We start from the raw sequence: 21,815 nt of genomic DNA on the forward strand, positions 1-21,815 counted from the left end.
CCGTCTCCCGTATAGCGTCTCCCGATCAAAGTATAAATCGACTCAAATCTTCATCCTTCGCCAATTCACCTAGCTGTTCATTCACGTAATCACCATCAATTTTAACAGGATCTTTGATGTCGCCAGCGTCAAAGGAAATTGTTTCAAGTAAACGCTCGAGCATGGTGTGCAGGCGGCGTGCGCCGATATTCTCGGTGCGCTCGTTCACTTCCCACGCGGTTTCGGCAATGCGGCGAATGCCGTCGGCGGTGAACTCAATGCTCAGGCCTTCGGTTGCTAATAGGGCCTGATACTGCTCGGTCAAAGACGCATGTGGCTCGGTAAGAATGCGCTCAAAATCTTCGGGCGTTAATGCCGACAGTTCTACTCGAATCGGCAGGCGGCCCTGCAATTCTGGGATTAAGTCTGATGGTTTACTCAGGTGAAAGGCGCCTGAGGCCACAAACAAAATATGATCGGTACGAATCACGCCGTGCTTAGTGCTAACTGTGCAGCCCTCAATAAGCGGTAGCAAGTCGCGCTGTACGCCTTCGCGGGATACGTCGGCGCCACCGGATTCTTGGCGTTTGGCGACTTTGTCGATCTCGTCAATAAAGACAATACCGTTCTGCTCAGCCGCTTCTACGGCACGGGCCTTTAATTCTTCTTCGTTAACAAGCTTTGCGGCTTCTTCGTCTTGAAGCTGCTTGGCAGCGGCCTTAACCGTTAAGCGGCGAGTCTTTTTGCGGTCGCCGCCCATTTTAGAGAACATGCCCTGCAACTGGTTGGTCATTTCTTCCATGCCAGGAGGGGCCATGATTTCGACGCCAACGGGAGCCATATTGAGTTCTATTTCAATTTCTCGGTCGTCGAGTTCGCCTTCCCGAAGTTTTTTACGAAATAGTTGGCGAGTGCTGGTATTGCGCTCTTCTTCTGTGGCTTCGCCGCGTGCTGGCGGCAGTAAAGCGTCAAGAATGCGCTCTTCAGCCGCATCGGCGGCGCGGTGAGCCACTTGCTCCATGGCCTGCTCGCGATACAGTTTAATCGAGACATCAACTAGGTCGCGGATAATGGATTCCACGTCGCGGCCGACATAGCCCACTTCGGTGAATTTGGTGGCTTCAACCTTAATGAACGGCGCGTTGGCGAGTTTGGCCAAGCGGCGGGCAATTTCAGTTTTGCCGACGCCGGTGGGGCCAATCATCAAAATGTTCTTGGGGGTGATTTCGTCGCGCAGCTCTTCACTAAGCTGCATGCGCCGCCAGCGGTTGCGCAGGGCAATTGCCACGGCGCGTTTCGCATCACTTTGACCAACAATGTGTTTATCTAATTCGTGAACGATTTCACGGGGTGTCATGGTCGACATGGAGACTCCGAGGGCGCCCTTGGGCGCTAGTATTCCAAAGATTCAATGGTGCGGCTGTGGTTGGTGTAAATACAGATATCACCAGCGATGGTCAGGCCTTTTTCAACAATATCACTGGCGCTAAGTTCGGTATTGTCCATTAGCGCGCGGGCCGCAGCGGTGGCAAAGGAGCCGCCGGAGCCAATGGCAATCATATTGTCTTCGGGCTCGATGACATCGCCATTGCCGCTGATAACCAAGGTGGTTTCTTTGTCGGCGACAATGAGCAGGGCTTCGAGTTGGCGCAGAGAGCGCTCGCTGCGCCAGGCTTTGGCGAGTTCAACAGCGGCCTTGGTGAGTTTGCCTGAGTGTTTTTCGAGCTGAATTTCAAATAGCTCAAACAGGGTAAAGGCATCGGCGGTGCCGCCAGCGAAGCCGGCCAGCACTTGTTCTTTATATAGACGGCGGACTTTGCGGGCATTGCCCTTCATCACGGTATTACCCATGGTGACTTGACCGTCGCCGCCGATAACGACCTGATTATTCCGGCGAACCGAGAGTATTGTGGTGCCGCGAAACTGTTCCACGCGGGACTCCTTATAATTGATAGGGAAAAGCGGGTGTGAACAGAGTTAGTGGGGTTGGCCCCTGATATTTTCAAGGGCGCGAGAAAGCTTATGCTTAGTTCTTTTGGCGAATAACCAGAGTATCAATACTCTCATTGATCAACTTGCTGCGGGCATCGCTCAGGGTATTGTGCGATTGGAAGGGGCCAACATAAACGCGGTGCCAGCGTTCGCCATTTGCTTCAACTGATTCTACTTTGGCATCGAGGCCGAGTAGCAGAATCTGGGCGCGGCGGCGGTCGGCGTCGGCACCTTGACGGAATGAGCCAGCCTGTAGAATATATTTTTCCATATTGGGGTCGGGTTTGACCTCAACCGGAGGGCGGTCATTCTTGGGGGCGCTCGCCGTGGCGACGGGTTTGGCTGCGGGGCGCTCGTCGTTAACAATGACTTCACGCTCTGGGAGCAGAGTGAAGAAATCGAATTTGGTATTAGTGGTGACTTCTTTGCGGTCGGCTTTTACCTTGGCTTCGGCGGCAGTTTTTGCCGCAGCAACCTTGGTCTCGTTGCTGGGTTGTTTGCTCATTGCGCTAAACACTAGCACCGAGCAGATTACTCCAGCTATAAAGCCCGTGCCCAGCAGCACGGAAGCGGGTAGGCCACTTCTGGCTGGGCTGCGGGTAGCGCCACGGCTGGTTTTTTTAGGGGCTTGTGCCATGCCTTACATTTCCTCTGGAGCAGATACGCCCAGTAAGCTTAGCCCGTTGCGCAATACTTGCTGCACGGCACAGGCCAGTGCAAGGCGGGCATCGCGCACGGCGGTATCTTCGCCGAGCATTTTGTGGGCGTTGTAATAGGTGTGAAAGTCGCCAGCCAATTCCCGCAAATAATGCGCCAAGCTGTGGGGCTCGAAGTGCTCGGCGGCGCTGGCCAGTGTCTCAGGGTAGCGTGACAGTTTCACTAACAGGTCTTTTTCGGCCTCATTATCTAGCTTGGCTAAATTGGCAAGGCCCGCGGCTGGCGTCCACGTTTCGCCCTGCTCGGCGAGCTTGCGGAGAATGCTGGCCACCCGCGCATGGGCGTATTGAATATAGTAAACCGGATTGTCCTTGGTTTCGGACTTCGCTAATTCCAGATCGAAATCGGTGGCTTGGTCGGCCTTGCGCATAATATAAAAGAAACGCGCGGCGTCGTTGCCGACATCTTCACGCAGCTCGCGCAGGGTCACAAAGGAGCCCGAGCGGGTCGACATTTGTACTTGTTGGTCGCCGCGATACAGCGATACAAACTGCACTAGCCGCACCACGAGTTTCTCGGGATCTATGCCCATGGCTTCCAGTGCTGCTTTTACGCGGCAGATGTAGCCATGGTGATCGGCGCCCCAAATATTGACTACGGTGTCGAAGCCGCGCTCAAATTTATTGAGGTGGTAGGCAATGTCTGAGGCGAAATAGGTGGTTTGGCCGTTGTCGCGCTTCACTACGCGGTCTTTGTCGTCGCCAAAGCGGGTTGACATAAACCACAGCGCGCCGTCGCGCTCTTCGATAAAGCCGTTGTCTTGAAGTTTGGCGATGGCGCGGCTGACCTGATCGGGATCGTGGGTCAGGCTGCGTTCAGAAAACCACTGCTGGTATTCAATGCCGAATTCCGCCAAATCGCTGCGAATGTCACCGAGAATAGCGTCTAAGCCCTTGTTGAACGTAATTTGGTAGTTGTCGCCAAGCAGTTCTTTGGCGCGGTTGATAAGGCCGTCGATGTGCTTCTCTTTGTCGCCCTCGGGGGCGTCGGTGCATACGCCGGCAAAAACGTCGGTGGCAGCATGGCGCAGAATTTCGCCGTGCTTGGCCAGCAGTTCGCGGCCATAGTCGGCAATATAGTCACCCTGATAGCCATTGCTGGGAAAGGTGATGGTCTCGCCGCAGGCTTGCAGATAGCGCAGCCATACACTGGTGCCGAGGATGTCCATCTGGCGGCCGGCGTCATTTACATAATATTCACGGCACACATCATAGCCGGCTGCTTCCAGCATATTGGCGACGCTGGCGCCGTAGGCTGCGCCGCGACCGTGACCAACGTGCAGCGGGCCAGTCGGGTTGGCGGAGACAAACTCAACCTGCATCGATTTGTTGCGGCTGGCATGGCGACCAAACTGCTCACCTTGGGCGAAAATGTCGTGTAAAACTTGGTAGTTACTGGCTTCGTCGACGAAAAAGTTAATAAAACCGGGGCCGGCGATATCGACTTTAACAATGTCGCTGGTTTCTGGCAGGGCATCGACAATCAGCTGGGCAATGGCGCGGGGGTTAGACTTTAATGGCTTGGCCAAAGTCATCGCGATATTGCTGGCAAAATCGCCGTGGGCCTTGTCGCGGGTGTGCTCCACTTGAATATTTGCCACCAAATCTTCTGGCCAAGCGTGAGCGCTGCGCAGGGTTTGCAGGGCCTGATGGATATGTGCGGCAACTTTCTCTTTCATGGCGTAGTGACTAACTCTCTGGGGCGAAACAAGGCCGCGTATTATCCCTGTTTACAGCTGCCGCGGCTAGTGCTGGGGGGCGCAGCTAAACCTTAATAACGGTAAATGAGATTAAAACAAATCGATCGGGTCTACATCTACCGACCAGCGCAGGCTTTTGTGTTTGGGAAGTCGGTCGCCGGTGTGGCAGGCAATCGCGAGTTGCCGGTGAAGGATCGGCCGTCGCTCAGCTTGCAGGATGAGCGCGGCGCGAAAACGCCCAGCTTTGCGGGTCATGGGGGCGGGCAGCGGGCCAACAATGCTCCAGCGGGTATCGCCGGGTGCGAGTTCGGCGCGAATAGCGGCTAAAAAATCTTCGGCGCAGCGCAGGCTGCTGGCATCGGCGCGAATCACGGCGCTAAAACTCACTGGCGGTAAGCTCAATAATTGCCGCTCAGCCAGTAACTGCTGGGCAAAGGGTTGATAGCCTTCACTCACCAGTGCCAGTAGTGCGGGATGATCTGGGCAGTGCGTTTGAATATAGACGCGGCCGGGCTTGTCGGCGCGACCGGCGCGGCCGGCAACTTGCACCAGTAATTGGCCGCTGCGCTCGGGCGCGCGGAAGTCGGCGCTAAACAGGCCGCCGTCAATATCAATGATGCCGACGAGGGTGACGTCCGGAAAGTGGTGGCCCTTGGCCAGCATTTGGGTGCCAACCAATATGCTGGGGCGGCCGTCGCGAATACCATCGACTAAACTTTGCATGCTGCCTTTGGCTGAGGTCGTGTCGCGGTCTATGCGAATAACGTCGACGTCGGGGAAGTGGCGTTTAAGGCTGAGCTCGAGGCGCTCAGTACCCGGCCCCTGAAAAATCAACTGGCTGTTGTGGCACTGGGGACAAATGCTTGGTAGTGCCTCTCTGGCGTCACAGTGGTGGCAGCGCAGCTCGCGGCGGCCAAAGTGGGCGGTCATTTTGGCGTCGCAGGCTTGGCAATTGGCTACCCAGCCGCAGCCGTGGCATTGCAAAAGGGGAGAAAACCCGCGCCTGTTAAGGAATATTAAAACCTGATTGCCTGCTTGCAGGGTGTCGTGGGCGGCGTCGAGTAGGGTGTTGCTCAGGCCCTCGTCGAGGTTCTGTTGGCGAATATCTAAAAGGCGAATATCGGGCTTGCTGGCCACGCCGGCGCGTTCGCGCAGTTCGAGCAATTGATAGCGGTCTTGGCCAACGTTGTGCAGGCTGTCGAGACTGGGGGTGGCGCTGCCGAGTACCACGGGGCAGTTATGGTCGGCGGCGCGTTTAACGGCGATGTCGCGGGCTGAATAGCGCCAACCGTCTTGCTGCTTATAAGAGGCGTCGTGTTCTTCGTCAACAATGACCAGTCCCAGTTTTTGAAAGGGCGTAAATACCGCAGAGCGGGTGCCGAGTAAAATTTGAGCGCGACCACTGCGAATGTCCTGCCAGCTGCGGTAGCGCTCGCCGTCACTGAGGCCGGAGTGCAGGGCGCGAACTTGGCCGGGAAAGCGGCTTTCAAAGCGCTCTAAGGTCTGTGGGGTTAGGCCAATCTCAGGGATCAGGGTTAGCACTTGCTCGCCCCGCGCTAGGCACTCGGTAATACTGCGCAAATACACTTCGGTCTTGCCGCTGCCGGTAACACCGTCGAGCAAGTAGCGGGCAAACTGGCCAAGGCTATTGCTAATGGCGGAAACCGCCAGCTGTTGTTCTGAATTTAACGCGAGCTCTGTGTTGCCGCTTGGTGGTTGTGGCGTGACGGGGGCGTCGGCTTGCTGTAAATAACCGTTATTGATTAGGGTGTTGAGCACTGCATTGCTATAGCCAAGGTCTTTAATTTGGCGACGGGAGAGTTGTCCTGCTTGGCGAATCACGGCGAGCAGGCTGAGCTGTTGGTGGGCGCGGCTAGCAATCTCGGGTAATTGTTCCCAGTCGGCGCTGAGCCGCCAGTACTGGGCGGGCTTGTCTTTGGGCGGGCTCGCTTTGCGCAAAGCCACGGGCAGCATTTGCTGAAAGCAATCGCCAACGGGGTGGTGGTAATAATCGGCGGCCCAGCGGCCGAGCTGGACTAAATTAGGTGGCAGGCAGGGATGTTCGTCTAGCACGCTTAAGACGGCTTTGAGCTTGTTGCTGGGTATATCGCTGACTGCATCGCGGGCGATAACAACACCAACCAGCTGTTGGCGGCCAAAGGGAATGCTCACCCGCAAACCGATTTCAGCCTCTAGCCCTAGGGTTTCTGGCCACAAGTAGTCGAAGCCGCGGCGCAGGGGGCAGGGAACGGCGACAGTGACGAGTTTTGGCATACAGCTTGGCTATTTAAGTGTGTAAAAACGCCAGTGTATAAGAATTCAGGCGCTGCGCAGAGCGAAGTTTTTGAACAGCGGCGCGAGCTGCTTGCTTATTGATATAATTCTGTTAACATTCGCCGCCTGAATTTCAAGCTAATTTTGAGACTCATAGCCTGCGCGGTGCTCGGCAAATGATCGGGTGGCGGCGTCCATAGAGGAAATACCCATGAAAGCAGATATCCATCCAAATTACGTCGCCATGAGCGTGACTTGCAGCTGTGGTAACGCCTTTGAAACGCGTTCTACATTGGGCGACGCCCTGCACGTTGACGTTTGTTCATCTTGTCACCCGTTCTATACTGGTAAGCAGAAAATGCTTGATACCGGCGGTCGTGTTGATAAGTTCCGCAAGCGTTTTGGCGCACGTGGCGCAGCGGCGGCGGCACCTACCGAGTAATATCCCGGTAGTGCTTAGTGGCTGCGCAGGCAGCCACCATAGAAATGCCCGGTGCTTATCTGACCGGGCATTTTTGTTTGTGGCCTTCGGGTCTATGTCGTGGGCTTGGCGCCCCGCACCGACGAATTGTGTTGTTACCTTAATCTAGATAGTAGCCTTCAATGTTGTCGCTGAGTACAGAAATGCCCTTGAAACCCAGCTGTGACGGGCTTTGTCACATAAGGTGACTTGTTACTGTTAGTTCTTTTCTATATGCTTTCTCGCCTCTCTGAGATTGCGTTCATATTGGGAATAATCGAATGTCCAAAGATGTTAAGCAGGCGGCTCTGGATTACCACTCGCTCCCTACCCCAGGTAAAATCGGCATTATGCTGACTAAGCCTGCTGAAACTCAGTACGATTTATCACTGGCTTATAGCCCCGGTGTGGCTGAGCCAGTGCGGGAAATTGCCAAAGATCCAGCCAATGCCTATAAATACACCAGCAAAGGCAATTTGGTTGCGGTCATTTCAAACGGCACTGCTATTTTGGGCTTGGGCGATTTAGGTCCCTTGGCCAGCAAGCCGGTAATGGAAGGTAAGGCTTTGTTGTTTAAACGCTTCGCCGATATTGATTCCATTGATATTGAAGTCGACGCCGAAGACAGCCAAGCATTTATCGACACCGTTAAGCGTATTGCCATTACCTTTGGTGGCATTAACCTTGAAGATATCAAGGCGCCCGAGTGTTTTGAAATTGAACGCGTCTTAAAAGAGCAGTGCCCTATCCCTGTTTTTCATGACGATCAGCACGGCACAGCAATTGTAACGGCTGCCGGCATGCTGAACGCGCTAGAGATTCAAGGCAAAAATCTAGAAACCGCCAAGGTGGTTTGTCTTGGCGCTGGCTCCGCTGCGATTGCCTGTATGCGTTTGCTGGTGAGTCTTGGCGCGCGCTATGAAAATATTTTTATGATCGACCGCAGCGGTGTAATTTACCCCGGCCGCGAAGGCATCAATAAATACAAAGAAGAATTCCAGAACGATACTGATGCTCGCACCCTCCAGGATGCGATTAAAGACGCTGATGTATTTGTGGGTTTGTCTGGTGCAGACCTGCTCAGCGCTGAGATGTTGCTGTCGATGGCGCCAAAGCCGATTGTCTTTGCCTGCTCTAACCCTGACCCTGAAATTCAGCCGGAGCTGGCACTGTCGGTGCGCGATGACTTGATTATGGCGACTGGGCGTTCTGACTACCCGAATCAGGTCAATAATGTCTTGGGCTTTCCGTTTATTTTCCGGGGTGCTTTAGACGTGCGTTCAAGCGCGATTAATGAAGAAATGAAAATTGCCGCGGTGCATGCGCTGCGCGAATTGGCTAAAGAGCCGGTCCCGCAAGTGGTGATGGACGCCTGTGGTGTAACAGAGCTGGCCTTTGGCCCCGAGTACATTATTCCTAAGCCGGTGGATCGTCGCCTGCTGGGTAAGGTGTCGGCAGCGGTCGCGCAGGCGGCGGTAGATTCTGGGGTTGCCCAGCTACCATACCCAGCACACTATCCTCTGTCTTGAGGTGAGCTAGAGGCAAAGCGCCAGACGTCAGACGCTAGAAGCAAAAAACCGCCGTAACTTAGGTTACGGCGGTTTTTTTATGGCTGGGCGTTTAGTCTAATTTGCGTCGCCGTTCTGGGCGATAATTGCTTGAATTTTTTCTCGTAGCCATTGATGGGCGGTGTCATTATTGGCGCTGCGATGCCAGTACATCTGCATTTCAAGCGCGGGCAGTTTCAGCGGCAGCGGGAGGCATTGCAGCGGTAAAAACTGCTGAAAGCGCAGCGCTAAATGCTTGGGTAAGGTTAATAATAAATCCGTTTCCGCAACAATGTGGCTGGCTGAGTAGTAACTTTGGCCGCGTAAAATAATATTGCGGTTTAGGCCCTTGCGATTGAGTGCGGCATCTTCAATAACGCTGCCTCGGCTGCGTCCAGACACCGAAATATGTTGGGCGAGCAGGTAGCTTTTTAAACTGAGCGATTGCGCCGCCAAAGGGTGGTTCTCGCGCATCATCACCCAAAAATCATCTTTGAACAAAAACTGCTGCTGAATGCTGGGGTCGACCGCCTGGGGAATGTCGACTGCCATTGAAATTTCGCCACTGATTAATTGGCGGCTAAGCTGATCCCGAACTAGGCGCTGGCTTTGCAGGCGGATACCCGGCGCGTGTTGCTGTAATTGACTAATTAAGCTCGGTAGGGCGACGAATTCTATTGGGTCACCCATACTAATAATAAATCGGCGCTTGGAGGTGGTTGGGTCGAACTGCTGGCCACGATGCAGGCTCTCTTGTAATGCGATTAGTGAATTGCTGATGTCGGCGGCAATGCTGTCGGCCAGCGGTGTGGGCGCGATGCTGCGGCCGCGGCGTACAAATAGGGGGTCGTCAAAGTGCTCGCGCAGGCGGGCAAGGGCATTGCTCACTGCGGGCTGGGTAATGTGCAGATCTTTGGCGGCCTCGGTGAGGGAGTTGGCGCGGTAGACCGCATCAAAGACTTTAAAGAGATTGAGATCCATGGTGCCGACCGTTTTAATATATTCACGGCAATGATGATATAACATTTATGAAATAAATTAGACTGATATTTAAACACGCCGTATGTTTGAGCAGATAATCGAGGAGAGTACATCATGGATTTTAGTCACAGCCCCCGCTGCCAAGAATTGATCGATCAGGTGCGCGCCTTTATCAAAAATCGCATAGAGCCCTTAGAGGCGGAGCTATTGCCCGCGATGCTGGCTAGCAGCGATGGCGGCGATTGGACTAAGTGGAAGGTAGATCCGCGCATTGAGGATCTCAAAGCCGAAGCCAAAGAGCTGGGCTTGTGGAATTTCTTTTTGCACGATGCCGAGCGCGGTGCGGGCTTGTCGACATTGGAATACGCACCCTTGGCTGAAGAGATGGGTCGCTCTCATATCGCGCCACAGATCTTTAACTGCAATGCGCCCGATACCGGCAATATGGAAGTGCTGTGGAAATACGGCAGCGAGGAGCAGAAGCAGCAGTGGTTAGAGCCGCTGTTAGAAGGCAAGATTCGCTCAGTATTTTTTATGACCGAGCCAGATGTCGCGTCCTCAGATGCAACCAATATGGAAGCGACTATCGTTGAAGATGGCGACGACCTCATTCTCAATGGCAAGAAGTGGTGGTCTTCGGGGGCGGGTGACCCGCGCTGTGAAATTGGTATTTTTATGGGGGTGAGTAATCCCGAAGCCGCTCGCCACAGCCAGCACTCAATGGTGCTGGTGCCGATGAAAACCCCAGGCGTGGTGATTAAACGGATGTTGCCGGTATTTAATGCCTATGACGCGCCTGAAGGTCATGGCGAGGTCTGGTTTGAAAATGTGCGTGTGCCTAAGACTAATATGATATTGGGTGCGGGCCGCGGTTTTGAAATTGCCCAAGGGCGGCTTGGACCTGGCCGGATTCACCACTGCATGCGAGCGCTGGGCGCGGCAGAGAAGGCTTTAGAGCTAATGATTAAGCGCGGCAAGTCGCGTATTGCCTTCGGCAAGCCCCTCATTAACCTCGGCGGCAACCAAGAGCGGATTGCCAATTTACGTATTGCCATTGATCAGGCGCGGCTGCTGACGTTGTACGCGGCATGGAAAATAGACAATGTTGGCGCGCTGTCGGCTTTAACTGAGATATCGGCAATTAAAGTTGTGGCGCCCAATGTACTGCAGGAAGTGGTCGACGCCGCCATTCAAATTCATGGTGGTGCTGGGGTCTCAAACGACACGCCCCTTGCCGGCATGTTCGCGATGGCGCGGGTGCTGCGCTTGGCCGACGGTCCTGATGAAGTCCATCGCGGCTTGATCGCCAGAATGGAATTAGCCAAATACAAGTAGCCTAGTGAGTTACATGGGCAATAACGAATAAACAATGCGCTAAGCAGGAGCAGAAATAAGATGTCATCAAAACGAGTATTTATCACCGGTGGCGCCTCGGGCTTGGGCAGAGCGCTGGCCAATTGTTTTGCCGACGCCGGTTACTGGGTGTGTATTGGCGATGTGGACGATGGTCGAGGTGCAGAGGCCTTGGCGGAATTGCAGGCCAAGACCACGGCGCATTACTGCCACTGCGATGTTACCCAGGAGAGCGCGCTGCAAGCCACGGCAGATTGGCTGCTCAGTGAGTGGGGTGGCGTAGACGTGGTTGTGAATAACGCTGGCGTGGCATCGGCAGGTGGGATTACCGAATTCCCGCTTAGCGACTGGGAATGGATTGTTGATATTAATGTGCTGGGGGTAGTCCGCGGCTGCAAGGTGTTTGCAAAACTAATGCAGGCACAGGGTAGTGGTCACTTGGTAAATGTGGCGTCACTGGCCGGGTTGATCTCGCCGCCAAAAATGGCGTCCTACTGCGCGACGAAGGCCGCGGTAGTGGCGATCTCTGAGGTGCTGACTTTGGAGTTAGACCCAGACAATATTGCGGTGTCGGTGGTTTGCCCGAGCTTTTTTCGCACCAATTTGGCAGAGTCAGTGCGGGCTTCAGATGCCGACTCCCAAGCCGCCACTCAGCGCTTGGTGAACAAGGCCAAACTTAGTGCCGATGAAATTGCGGCGCGGGTATTTAAATCGATAGAAAAACGCGAATTTTATATTCTGCCACATCCCGAGGGACGCAAAATTTGGCGCCTAAAACGCTGGTTACCGTTTGCTCAATTCCGCGCCATGATGTTAAAGCAAACCAATCGCATGATGAGTAAGCGTGATGCTCGAAAATAAGGCCCTAATTGATGTGGCGGGTGGTGTGCGCAGCGGTGAGGAGCTGGATATCGCCGCGGTGGATGCTTGGCTAAAACCGCGGATCGCCGGTTTAAGTGGTGAGCCCGTGGTGACCCAATACAGTGGTGGTGCGTCGAACTGGACCTATCGCCTAGAATACCCCAGTCACGATCTCATTTTGCGGCGGCCACCCAAGGGCACCAAAGCCAAATCGGCCCACGACATGGGGCGCGAATACAAAGTACAGGCCGCCTTGGCGCCGGTGTTTCCCTATGTGCCAGAGATGCTGGCCTTTTGTGATGATCCCTCGATCATCGATTGTGATTTTTATGTGATGCGCCGCATTTCAGGGCTAATTCCCCGTGCCAATATGCCCAAGGGTTTAGTGCTGAGCGCCGAACAGACGCGGGATTTGTGTCTGTCTGTTGTCGACAAGCTGGTTGCCTTGCATCAAGTGGATTATCGCGCGGCGGGTTTGGAATCGCTGGGCAAGGGCGAGGGCTATTGCGAGCGGCAGGTTAAGGGCTGGAGCGGACGGTATAGCAAAGCCAAAACTTGGAATGTGCCCTCGTTCAAGAAAGTCATGCGCTGGCTGGCGGAGAACACCCCGGCGGATGTGCGCAGCTGCGTGATTCACAATGATTTTCGTTTTGACAATGTGGTGCTCGACCCCGCCGACCCCAGCTCAGTGCTGGGCATTCTCGATTGGGAAATGGCAACCCTCGGCGACCCGCTGATGGATTTGGGCAGCGCCTTGGCCTATTGGGTGCAAGCCGACGACGACCGCTTTTTGCGCGCCACGCGGCGGCAGCCCACCCATTTGCCTGGCATGCTAAGCCGCGACGAGGTGCTCACTTACTACAGTGAGAGAATGGGCTTAAAAGTCGACAACTGGGCATTTTACGAAGTGTTTGGCCTATTTCGTCTGGCCGGAATTATCCAGCAAATTTACTACCGCTATTACCACAAGCAAACCGATAACCCAGCGTTCAAACACTTTTGGTTGATCGTTGGCTATCTCGACCGCCGCTGCCAGCGCATTATTCGGAAGCAGGGTTAATGCCGGCACTGTATTTAATTCGTCATGGGCAGGCCTCCTTTGGCGCCGATGATTACGATCAGTTGTCGCCGCTCGGAGAGCGCCAAGCAGAGCACTTGGGTGCGGCTTTCGCCGCAGCGGGTGTAGTTCCACAGCATATTATTTGTGGTGATATGAGGCGTCATCGGCAAACCGCCGAACAGTGTTTGTTGGGTTTGGGGAGTACGGTGGATGCTGGCGCCCTGACTTGGCAAACAGACCCAAGCTGGAATGAGTACGATCATCTTGATTTGCTGCAAGCCTATACCGCGGAGCTCCAAGTGAGCGAGCAAATGCTGGCCGATATGGCTGGAGACAATCCCCGCGCCGGCTTTCAAGCTCACTTTGCGCGAGCCATGCAGCGCTGGCAAAGCGGTGACTACGATGGCGATTACACTGAGAGCTGGACGCAATTTTGCGGGCGGATCAGTCGCGCTTTAGACGCGGCTAGTCGGAGCAGCAGGGGTAATATCTTTGTTTCCACCTCGGGTGGCGTTATTGCGGTAGTGTGTCGTCATTTGCTGGGCTTGGCTGACGCCAATGCCGCTGAATTGAGCTGGCAGCTGGTGAATGCTGGGTATAGCAAAGTTCTAAGTGGCCAGTCGGGTTTGAAGTTGGCCAGTATCAATGAGCATAGCCACTTCGATGGCCGTCATCGCGAACTTCTTAGTTATCGTTAATACGGAAATTTATTATGCGTAAAAATATTCTTATTACTGGCGCCAGCTCGGGCTTGGGTGAAGGTATGGCCCGTGAGTTTGCCGCCAAGGGTTGTAATCTCGCATTGTGCGCTCGTCGCATTGAGCCTATGCAGGCACTTAAGGCGGATATAGAAGCTGCGCATCCTAATGTTAAGGTGTTTATTCGCGAGTTGGATGTGTGCGATTACGCCAAGGTTTTTGAGGTTTTTCGCGCCTTTCGCGATGATCTTGGCAGCCTAGACCGGGTGATTGTGAACGCCGGTATGGGCAAGGGCGCGTCCTTGGGCACAGGTTATTTTGAGGCCAATCGGCAAACCGCAGAAACTAATTTTATTGGCGCGCTGGCGCAGTGCGAAGCGGCGCTGGAAATATTTCGAGCCCAAAACAGTGGTCATTTAGTCACGGTGTCATCTATGAGTGCAGTGCGCGGCGGCGCACGCGCATTAAATGTTTACGCCGCTAGCAAAGCGGGCCTGCGCAATATGACCGAAGGTATTCGCGCAGATATGATCGGCACGCCGATTAAAGTTAGCTGCATACTGCCGGGCTTTATTCTTACGCCTATCAACTCTGGCCTTAAAAAAGCGCCGCTGCGGGTGGATTTAAAAACTGGCTGTAAAGCAATGGTTAAGGCCATAGAAAAAGAACCCGCCGAAGCCAAAGTGCCAGGCTGGCCCTGGGTTGCCGTGGGGTTTGCAATGAAGGTATTGCCTTTGAGTGTTGTGTCGAAGATGACCTAGCGCGGCAAGATGCTTGCCCCTGCCTTCGCAGGGGTGACCGGGAGACGGTGAACGCAAAAGCAGGTTCGCGCGCTGTGAGTCATACCTGCGAAGGCAGGTATCCATGTGTGCAAAGCGAATGCCTTAGCGTTCACCGTCTCCCGTCAAGCATTCTGCATCACTTCAGTTTTTTGTACTTCACCCGCTTTGGCCCCGCATTTTTCCCTTTACGCTGCACAAAATCCTCGTGGTATTCAGCGTAATTGCCTTCAAAGAACACAATATCACTATCGCCTTCGTAGGCGAGGATGTGAGTGGCAATGCGGTCGAGGAACCAGCGATCATGCGAGATCACCAGTGCGCAGCCTGGGAAGTCGAGTAGGGCGTCTTCCAGTGCACGCAGGGTTTCTACGTCCAAGTCGTTGGAGGGTTCGTCGAGCAGCAAGACGTTGCCGCCTTCTTTCAGAGTGCATGCCAAATGCAGGCGGCCGCGTTCACCACCAGACAATTCACCAACCCGCTTTTGCTGGTCGCTGCCTTTAAAGTTGAAGCGGCCAATGTAAGCTCGCGACGGCACTTCATAGCTGCCAATGCGCAAGATATCTTGGCCTTCAGAAACGGCTTCCCAGACAGTTTTCTTGTCGTCGAGATCGTCGCGCATCTGCTCAACCGAGACCAGTTTTACGGTCTCGCCAATGACAATTTCGCCGCTGTCGGGCTGTTCTTTGCCGGTCATCATGCGCAGCAAGGTTGATTTGCCGGCGCCGTTACCGCCGATAATGCCGACAATCGCGCCCTTGGGAATGGCAAAGCTCAGATCGTTAATCAACAGGCGGTCGCCATAGCTTTTACTTACGCCGTTAACCTCGATCACCTTGTCGCCAAGGCGCGGTCCTGGTGGAATATAAATTTCGTTGGTTTCGCTGCGGTTTTGGAATTCCTGTGAGTTTAATTCTTCAAAGCGAGCGAGACGCGCCTTGCTCTTACTCTGGCGACCCTTGGCGTTGCTGCGCACCCACTCTAATTCGGCGGCAATGGTCTTTTTGCGCGAGGCGTCAGACTTGGCTTCTTGGGCAAGGCGGGCATCTTTGGCTTCTAGCCAGTCGGAGTAATTGCCCTCGTAGGGAATACCGCGACCGCGATCCAATTCCAAAATCCAGCCCGCGGCGTTGTCGAGGAAATAGCGATCGTGGGTAATGGCCACTACGGTGCCAGGAAAATCGCATAGAAAGCGTTCTAGCCAGCCAACCGATTCTGCGTCCAAGTGGTTGGTGGGTTCGTCCAGCAGGAGCATGTCGGGGTTGGATAGCAGCAGGCGACACAGGGCAACACGGCGGCGTTCACCGCCCGACAGCGTCGTTACATCGGCGTCCCACGGTGGTAGGCGCAGGGCATCCGCGGCCACTTCCAATTTGTGGTCAAGGTTGTGGGCGTCGGTGGCTTGAATAATATCTTCGAGCTGGGCTTGGTGTTTAGCCAAGGCATCAAAGTCGGCATCGGGTTCTGCGTAAGCGGCGTAAACTTGATCTAGCTCGGTAAGTGCATTTTTGGCTTCAGCCACGCCGTCTTCGACATTGCCACGCACATCTTTTGCGGGGTCTAAGGCGGGCTCTTGAGATAAATAGCCTATCTTGGTGCCTGGCTGAGGGCGGGCTTCACCGTTAAATTCGGTATCAACTCCAGCCATAATCCGCAGTAGAGTGGATTTACCCGAGCCGTTTAGGCCGAGTACACCAATTTTAGCGCCGGGGAAAAAGGATAAAGAGATATCGTGCAGAATTTCGCGCTTGGGGGGCACGACCTTGCTGACACGGTTCATTGTATAGACGAATTGCGCCATGCTGACTCCTGAGTTCTAAAGCGGGGTGGGCGATTAAGCCCCAGCTGAGTTGTGCGAAACGGTAGCGAAAACGCGGGTTTTGCGCAATGGTTTTAAGGCTTGTGGTGGCTTCTAGTCGGGGTGTGCGGTGCATGCGCATAGTGCTTGGGCGCGCATATCTGGTTTTCACGGTAAATAAATTCGCTGGCTTGCGCGGCTAAGTACTTTAAACGGTGCCGATAACGCGCATTTATTGTACAATGCGCGGCTTTTCAGAGCCTGTGTATACCTCGGGGGTAGTGATGTTTAGTAAAGAGATGACAATAGCTGGATTTGACGCTGAAATTTGGTCTTCGATCCAAGAGGAAGAAGTGCGTCAGGAAGAGCATATCGAGCTGATCGCGTCGGAAAACTACACCAGCCCAGCTGTTATGCAGGCGCAGGGTACAGTTCTGACCAATAAATACGCCGAAGGCTATCCCGGTAAGCGTTATTACGGCGGTTGCGAGTACGTAGACAAGGCCGAGACATTGGCGATTGATCGCGCTAAAGCCCTGTTCGGCGCCGATTACGCCAACGTTCAGCCACACTCCGGTTCACAGGCCAATGGCGCGGTATACCAAGCTTTAGTATTGCCAGGTGAAACCGTATTGGGCATGAGCTTGGACGCGGGCGGTCACTTAACGCACGGTGCCAAGCCTAACTTCTCAGGCAAAACCTATAATGCGGTTCAGTACGGGCTGAACAATGAAACCGGCGAAATCGACTACGCCCAGGTTGAAGCATTGGCCTTAGAGCACAAGCCTAAAATGATCGTCGCTGGCTTCTCTGCTTATTCCGGTATTGTTGACTGGGCGAAGTTCCGTGAAATCGCCGATATGGTTGGCGCCTACCTAATGGTCGACATGGCACACGTTGCTGGTTTGGTTGCCGCCGGTATTTACCCCAATCCAATTCAGTATGCGGACGTGGTGACCACCACTACTCACAAAACCCTGCGCGGTCCACGTGGCGGTCTGATTTTGGCCAAGGCCAATGAAGAAATCGAGAAAAAGCTCAACTCGGCGGTATTCCCCGGTGGTCAGGGTGGCCCCTTAATGCACGTTATTGCTGCTAAAGCGGTTAGCTTTAAAGAGGCGATGACCCCTGAGTATGTTACCTACCAAAAGCAGGTAGTAGCCAACGCCAAGGCGATGGCCAAAACCTTTATTGGTCGCGGTATTAATATCGTGTCTGGCGGTACTGAAAACCACCTGATGCTAGTCGATCTCATCGGTAAGCCCTACACCGGTAAAGATGCCGATGCCGCACTGGGCGCCGCCAATATCACCGTAAATAAAAACGCGGTACCAAACGATCCTCGCTCGCCCTTCATCACCAGTGGTTTGCGCGTTGGTACGCCTGCGGTCACTACTCGCGGTTTCAAAGAAGCCGAGTGTGTAGAGCTGGCCAACTGGATGTGCGACGTACTTGAAGCACTCGAAGCCGGCGATGCCACGGCCAAGATCGAAGAAGTGAAAGTGAAGGTCTTGGAAATCTGTAAGCGCTATCCCGTATACGCTTAATGCTGGACGGGAGACGGGAGATGCTAAAACCTCGGCGCGATACGCGCCGTGAAAGTTTTTGCGTCTTCCGTCTCCCATCAAGCGTCTCCCACACTGTGCTAAACTTCGGCAATATTTATCGCCCCTGAGGCAAAACCATGCGCTGCCCGTTCTGCAATTTTGACGACACCAAGGTAATCGATTCTCGGCTCGTTGCCGAGGGTGGACAGGTTCGTCGGCGGCGGGAGTGTTTGTCTTGTTCTGAACGTTTCACCACCTACGAAAGCGCTGAGCTATTGATGCCCAAAATCATCAAGAGCGATGGTTCTCGCGAGCCTTTTGACGAAGCCAAAATGCGCTCTGGGGTGTTGAAGGCTTTGGAAAAACGGCCGGTAAGTGTTGAGCATATTGAAGCGGAAATCAGTGGTATAAAGCGGCGCATCCAGGCAACTGGCGAGCGTGAAATTGGCAGTCGCGATGTGGGCGAGCAGGTGATGGAGGCTTTAAAAGCCTTGGATCATGTCGCCTATGTACGCTTTGCTTCGGTATACCGCAGTTTTCAAGATTTGGACGAGTTTCGTGCCGAGATCGACCGCTTGTCGGCCGAGCCCCGCGCAGAGAAAAACGATTCGCTATGAGCTTTTCTGCCGTTGACCATGAAATGATGGCCCTCGCCCTGCGCTTGGCGGCGCGAGGGCTTTACAGCACCAGCCCAAATCCACGGGTGGGTTGCGTAATTACCCGCAAAGATAAGGTTGTTGCCGAGGGCTGGCATATTCGCGCTGGTGATGGTCACGCGGAAGTAAATGCACTCGCGCAAATAGCGAGCGCTGAAGATTGTACGATATATGTAACACTGGAACCCTGTAGTCATTTGGGGCGCACGCCCCCCTGTGCCGACAAGCTGATTGACGCCAATGTGGCGCGGGTTGTGGTTGCCGTTGAAGATCCCAATCCGCTGGTGGCGGGGCAGGGCATAGCGCGCCTGCGCGAAGCGGGTATTCAGGCTGACGTTGGCCTGATGGCGGCGCAAGCCGTCGATTTAAATAAAGGTTTTATGCGCCGAATCAATGGCGGCCTGCCGTGGCTGCGCTTGAAATCAGCGAGTAGCTTAGATGGCCGCACTGCGATGGCGTCGGGTGAGAGCCAGTGGATTACTGGCGCGGCAGCGCGCCAAGATGTTCAGCACCTGCGCGCGCAGAGCTGCGCTATTGTCAGCGGCGTCGAGACTATTTTGCACGACAATGCCCTGTTCACTGTACGGCCAGAGAGCTTTGCCTCCGAGCAAGTAAATGAGTATTGGCGGCAGCCCCTGCGAGTCATCGTTGATTCCGCACTGCGCACTCCCGTTGAGGCCAAGCTGTTTGGCGAGGGTGGAGAGGTTATTATCGCGACCGTAGTGACGGATCCTGAGCGGTATAAACCCTTGGCAGCGGCTGGCGCAATTATCCTCAGTCTTGACGATGACGGTAATGGCCGCGTGTCGCTGCCTGCGCTGATGCGCTACTTGGCGGACCGAGGCTGTAATGAGGTCTTGCTCGAAGCGGGGCCAACATTGACGGGTTCGGCGCTGCGCGCGGGCCTAGTAGACGAGTGGTTCGTATATATGGCGCCGAGTTTAATGGGCAGCTCAGCCAGACCCCTAGTGGATTGGCCGATGACCAAGATGGCTGGCCAGCAGGCGCTGGAAATCGTTGATATTCGCGCGGTGGGCAAAGACTGGCGTATCCATTGCCGACTACCTACATCAGCGGAGAGCGCATAAGTGTTTACCGGCATTATTGAAGCCTGCGGTAAAATTGCTGCCACCGAGCTGCGTGGTGGCGATTTGCGTCTGCGTGTGCAGAGTGTCGATTTGCCGATGCGCGAGGTCAAACTTGGCGACAGTATTGCCACCAACGGCGTGTGCCTGACGGTGGTAGAATTACTGGCTGATGGTTACTGGGCGGATGTGTCTAGAGAAACCCTCGCTCACAGTAGCTTTGTGCACGCCAAAGTAGGGCAGGCGGTGAATTTAGAGCGGGCCATGCTAGCGAGTAGCCGTTTTGACGGCCATATTGTGAGTGGCCACGTTGATGGGGTGGGCCGTATAGTGAGCTGCGAAAAAGATGCGCGCTCGGTGCGGCTGCGAATTGAAGCGCCGCCAGAATTGGCGCGCTATATCGCGACTAAGGGCTCTATTTGCGTTGATGGCGTAAGTTTAACGGTAAACCGCGTTGAAGATCGGGTGTTTGATCTCAATATCGTACCGCACACGGCGGCGCAAACGATTATTCAGAATTATCGGCCCGGCGCCGCAGTGAATTTAGAAGTGGATGTTATAGCCCGCTATTTAGAGCGCTTATTGCAAGCGCAGAGTGGTGAGGCACAGGGCTCGGCCGCAAAAGGCGTGTCGATGGCCACCTTGGCAGAAAATGGGTTTTTGACAGCGCGCAAATAAAGCGCGCACATAAAGGCAATGACTATGGCGTTTAGCAAAGTAGAAGAACTGGTTCAGGACATCCGTCTGGGTAAGATGGTTATTCTGTTAGACGACGAAGACCGCGAAAACGAAGGCGACCTGGTGATGGCGGCGGAGTGTGTGCGTCCCCAGGATATTAATTTTATGGCCAAATACGGTCGCGGCTTGATCTGCATGCCGATGACTAAAGAGCGCTGCAAACAGCTGAATCTGCCCCTGATGGTCGATCGCAATGCCTCGGGTTTTGGCACCAAGTTTACCCTGTCGATTGAAGCTACCAAGGGCGTGACCACTGGTATTTCGGCGGCTGACCGCGCACATACGGTACGCACTGCCGCAGCCCGCAATGCGGTTGCCGGCGATATTGTTCAGCCGGGTCATATTTTTCCGCTGATGTCTGAGCCTGGTGGGGTCTTAAGCCGCGCCGGTCACACCGAAGCCGCTTGTGATTTGTCGCGCTTGGCTGGGTTTGAGCCAACAGGCGTGATTTGCGAAATCATGAACGAAGACGGCACCATGGCGCGCCGGGAAGATTTAGAAATATTCGCCGCCGAGCACGATTTAAAAATGGGTACCATCGCCGACCTCATTCACTACCAGGTGCTGAATGAGCAAACTATTGAAAAAATCAGCAGTGGCACTATTGCTACCGATTTTGGCGATTTTGAACTGCACGCCTATAAAGATTCGGTCGCCGGTGAAATTCATTTTGCGATTATAAAAGGGGCTATTGACGCCTCGGTGCCAACCCTTGCGCGGGTGCACTTAGGTTCCTCGGTACGGGACTTGCTGCAGACGCAGCCCCCTGGATCTACCACCGGTTGGAATATGCACCGCAGTTTGGCTACCGTTGCGGCCAATGGTGGTGTAGTGGTGTTGCTTGCCCACCGCGAAACGCCAGAGTCGATATTGGCTGATCTAGGTATAGCGCAAGGTGATAAGCCACCACTGCAGGGCGATAGTATTCAATACCAAACGACGTATTTTAATATCGGCCTGGGCTCACAAATATTACGCGATGTGGGCGTGGGTAAAATCCGCCTAATGGGCGCGCCGGTTAAATACAATGCTATCTCTGGTTTCGACCTGGAAGTAGTTGAATTTGTCGGCCCCGAAGACGTTGGCCAAGCCTAATTAATTAAGACCTTAAGGAACGACTATGAAAACGATTGAAGGTACTTTCACCGCGGTTGGCGGTAATTACGCGATTGTTGTGGGCCGCTGGAACAGCTTTGTGGTTGAGAGCTTGCTGGAAGGCGCCATCGACTCACTGCGCCGCCACGGTGTGTCTGAAGACAATATCACCATTGTGCGCGCCCCCGGTGCATTCGAAATTCCGCTGGTTTGCCAAAAAGTGGCCGACAGCAAAAACTACGACGCCATTATCGCCCTTGGCGCAGTTATTCGCGGCGGCACTCCGCACTTTGAATACGTTGCCGGCGAGTGTGTTAAAGGCTTGGCGCAGGTTTCTATGCAATACAGCGTGCCAGTGTCTTTTGGCGTGTTGACGGTAGACAGCATTGAGCAAGCTATTGAGCGTGCCGGCACCAAGGCGGGCAATAAAGGCGAAGAAGCGGCGATGTCTGCCATTGAAATGGTTAGCCTGCTTAAGCAGCTTTAAGTTTTAAAT

The 21,815-nt window shown here is 54.3% G+C and carries 20 protein-coding genes; 13 read left to right on the plus strand and 7 right to left on the minus strand.

Annotated elements, in window-relative coordinates; translation table 11 throughout:
• Window positions 1-25: 25 nt before the first annotated feature.
• The 5 genes from hslU to AB4876_RS07295 form a co-directional block, all read right to left on the minus strand.
• Window positions 26-1,345, minus strand: a complete 1,320-nt coding sequence (hslU, locus tag AB4876_RS07275) for an ATP-dependent protease ATPase subunit HslU (RefSeq protein WP_368380992.1) — start codon at window positions 1,343-1,345, stop codon at window positions 26-28.
• Between the two features lie 26 nt (window positions 1,346-1,371).
• Window positions 1,372-1,911, minus strand: coding sequence for an ATP-dependent protease subunit HslV (gene hslV, locus AB4876_RS07280; protein WP_368380993.1), 540 nt, complete (start codon window positions 1,909-1,911; stop codon window positions 1,372-1,374).
• A gap of 94 nt (window positions 1,912-2,005) precedes the next feature.
• The gene (locus AB4876_RS07285) at window positions 2,006-2,608 is read right to left on the minus strand and encodes an SPOR domain-containing protein (protein ID WP_301028812.1); all 603 of its coding nucleotides are present in this window, start codon (window positions 2,606-2,608) and stop codon (window positions 2,006-2,008) included.
• Window positions 2,609-2,611: 3 nt separating this feature from the next.
• Window positions 2,612-4,366, minus strand: coding sequence for an arginine--tRNA ligase (gene argS / locus AB4876_RS07290; protein WP_368380994.1), 1,755 nt, complete (start codon window positions 4,364-4,366; stop codon window positions 2,612-2,614).
• Between the two features lie 111 nt (window positions 4,367-4,477).
• The gene (locus AB4876_RS07295) at window positions 4,478-6,661 is read right to left on the minus strand and encodes a primosomal protein N' (protein WP_368380995.1); all 2,184 of its coding nucleotides are present in this window, start codon (window positions 6,659-6,661) and stop codon (window positions 4,478-4,480) included.
• Window positions 6,662-6,872: 211 nt separating this feature from the next.
• Between AB4876_RS07295 and rpmE the strand changes: the two genes are divergently transcribed.
• Window positions 6,873-7,103, plus strand: coding sequence for a 50S ribosomal protein L31 (rpmE, locus tag AB4876_RS07300; RefSeq protein WP_301028817.1), 231 nt, complete (start codon window positions 6,873-6,875; stop codon window positions 7,101-7,103).
• Between the two features lie 299 nt (window positions 7,104-7,402).
• Window positions 7,403-8,650 carry a malic enzyme-like NAD(P)-binding protein gene (locus AB4876_RS07305; protein ID WP_368380996.1) on the plus strand — a complete coding sequence of 416 codons (1,248 nt, stop codon included), beginning with the start codon at window positions 7,403-7,405 and terminating at the stop codon, window positions 8,648-8,650.
• Window positions 8,651-8,746: 96 nt separating this feature from the next.
• On the opposite strand, the gene AB4876_RS07310 is transcribed toward AB4876_RS07305, so the two are convergent.
• Window positions 8,747-9,649: a LysR family transcriptional regulator gene (locus tag AB4876_RS07310; protein ID WP_368380997.1), complete on the minus strand. Its 903-nt coding sequence runs from the start codon at window positions 9,647-9,649 to the stop codon at window positions 8,747-8,749.
• A gap of 114 nt (window positions 9,650-9,763) precedes the next feature.
• On the opposite strand from AB4876_RS07310, the gene AB4876_RS07315 reads away from it, so the two are divergent.
• The 5 genes from AB4876_RS07315 to AB4876_RS07335 are packed head-to-tail and all read left to right on the plus strand — an operon-like array spanning window position 9,764 to window position 14,382.
• Window positions 9,764-10,984, plus strand: a complete 1,221-nt coding sequence (locus AB4876_RS07315; protein WP_368380998.1) for an acyl-CoA dehydrogenase family protein — start codon at window positions 9,764-9,766, stop codon at window positions 10,982-10,984.
• 60 nt (window positions 10,985-11,044) lie between these two features.
• Window positions 11,045-11,863: an SDR family oxidoreductase gene (locus AB4876_RS07320; protein ID WP_301028823.1), complete on the plus strand. Its 819-nt coding sequence runs from the start codon at window positions 11,045-11,047 to the stop codon at window positions 11,861-11,863.
• Entirely contained in the window at window positions 11,850-12,923 is a 1,074-nt protein-coding gene (locus AB4876_RS07325) for a phosphotransferase family protein (protein ID WP_368380999.1), read from the plus strand. The genes AB4876_RS07320 and AB4876_RS07325 overlap by 14 nt, the downstream gene beginning before the upstream one ends.
• Window positions 12,923-13,621, plus strand: a complete 699-nt coding sequence (locus tag AB4876_RS07330; protein ID WP_368381000.1) for a histidine phosphatase family protein — start codon at window positions 12,923-12,925, stop codon at window positions 13,619-13,621. Before AB4876_RS07325 ends, AB4876_RS07330 begins: the two co-directional genes overlap by 1 nt.
• Before the next feature lie 14 nt (window positions 13,622-13,635).
• Window positions 13,636-14,382: an SDR family oxidoreductase gene (locus tag AB4876_RS07335; RefSeq protein WP_368381001.1), complete on the plus strand. Its 747-nt coding sequence runs from the start codon at window positions 13,636-13,638 to the stop codon at window positions 14,380-14,382.
• A gap of 157 nt (window positions 14,383-14,539) precedes the next feature.
• On the opposite strand, the gene ettA is transcribed toward AB4876_RS07335, so the two are convergent.
• A complete protein-coding gene (gene ettA / locus AB4876_RS07340) occupies window positions 14,540-16,201 on the minus strand; it encodes an energy-dependent translational throttle protein EttA (protein WP_368381002.1) in 1,662 nt (553 codons plus the stop codon).
• A 281-nt stretch (window positions 16,202-16,482) separates the two neighbouring features.
• On the opposite strand from ettA, the gene glyA reads away from it, so the two are divergent.
• The 6 genes from glyA (at window position 16,483) to ribH (ending at window position 21,806) form a co-directional block, all read left to right on the plus strand.
• The gene (glyA, locus tag AB4876_RS07345; RefSeq protein WP_368381003.1) at window positions 16,483-17,745 is read left to right on the plus strand and encodes a serine hydroxymethyltransferase; all 1,263 of its coding nucleotides are present in this window, start codon (window positions 16,483-16,485) and stop codon (window positions 17,743-17,745) included.
• 137 nt (window positions 17,746-17,882) lie between these two features.
• Entirely contained in the window at window positions 17,883-18,362 is a 480-nt protein-coding gene (gene nrdR / locus AB4876_RS07350; RefSeq protein ID WP_301028160.1) for a transcriptional regulator NrdR, read from the plus strand.
• Window positions 18,359-19,489 carry a bifunctional diaminohydroxyphosphoribosylaminopyrimidine deaminase/5-amino-6-(5-phosphoribosylamino)uracil reductase RibD gene (gene ribD / locus AB4876_RS07355; protein WP_368381004.1) on the plus strand — a complete coding sequence of 377 codons (1,131 nt, stop codon included), beginning with the start codon at window positions 18,359-18,361 and terminating at the stop codon, window positions 19,487-19,489. Before nrdR ends, ribD begins: the two co-directional genes overlap by 4 nt.
• Window positions 19,490-20,164 carry a riboflavin synthase gene (locus AB4876_RS07360; protein ID WP_368381005.1) on the plus strand — a complete coding sequence of 225 codons (675 nt, stop codon included), beginning with the start codon at window positions 19,490-19,492 and terminating at the stop codon, window positions 20,162-20,164.
• A 24-nt stretch (window positions 20,165-20,188) separates the two neighbouring features.
• Window positions 20,189-21,319, plus strand: coding sequence for a bifunctional 3,4-dihydroxy-2-butanone-4-phosphate synthase/GTP cyclohydrolase II (ribBA, locus tag AB4876_RS07365; RefSeq protein WP_368381006.1), 1,131 nt, complete (start codon window positions 20,189-20,191; stop codon window positions 21,317-21,319).
• 25 nt (window positions 21,320-21,344) lie between these two features.
• Window positions 21,345-21,806, plus strand: a complete 462-nt coding sequence (gene ribH, locus AB4876_RS07370; RefSeq protein WP_301028165.1) for a 6,7-dimethyl-8-ribityllumazine synthase — start codon at window positions 21,345-21,347, stop codon at window positions 21,804-21,806.
• Window positions 21,807-21,815: the final 9 nt, after the last annotated feature.

Origin of the sequence: Zhongshania guokunii (assembly GCF_040892635.1) — a bacterium.
Classification (GTDB): domain Bacteria; phylum Pseudomonadota; class Gammaproteobacteria; order Pseudomonadales; family Spongiibacteraceae; genus Spongiibacter; species Spongiibacter guokunii.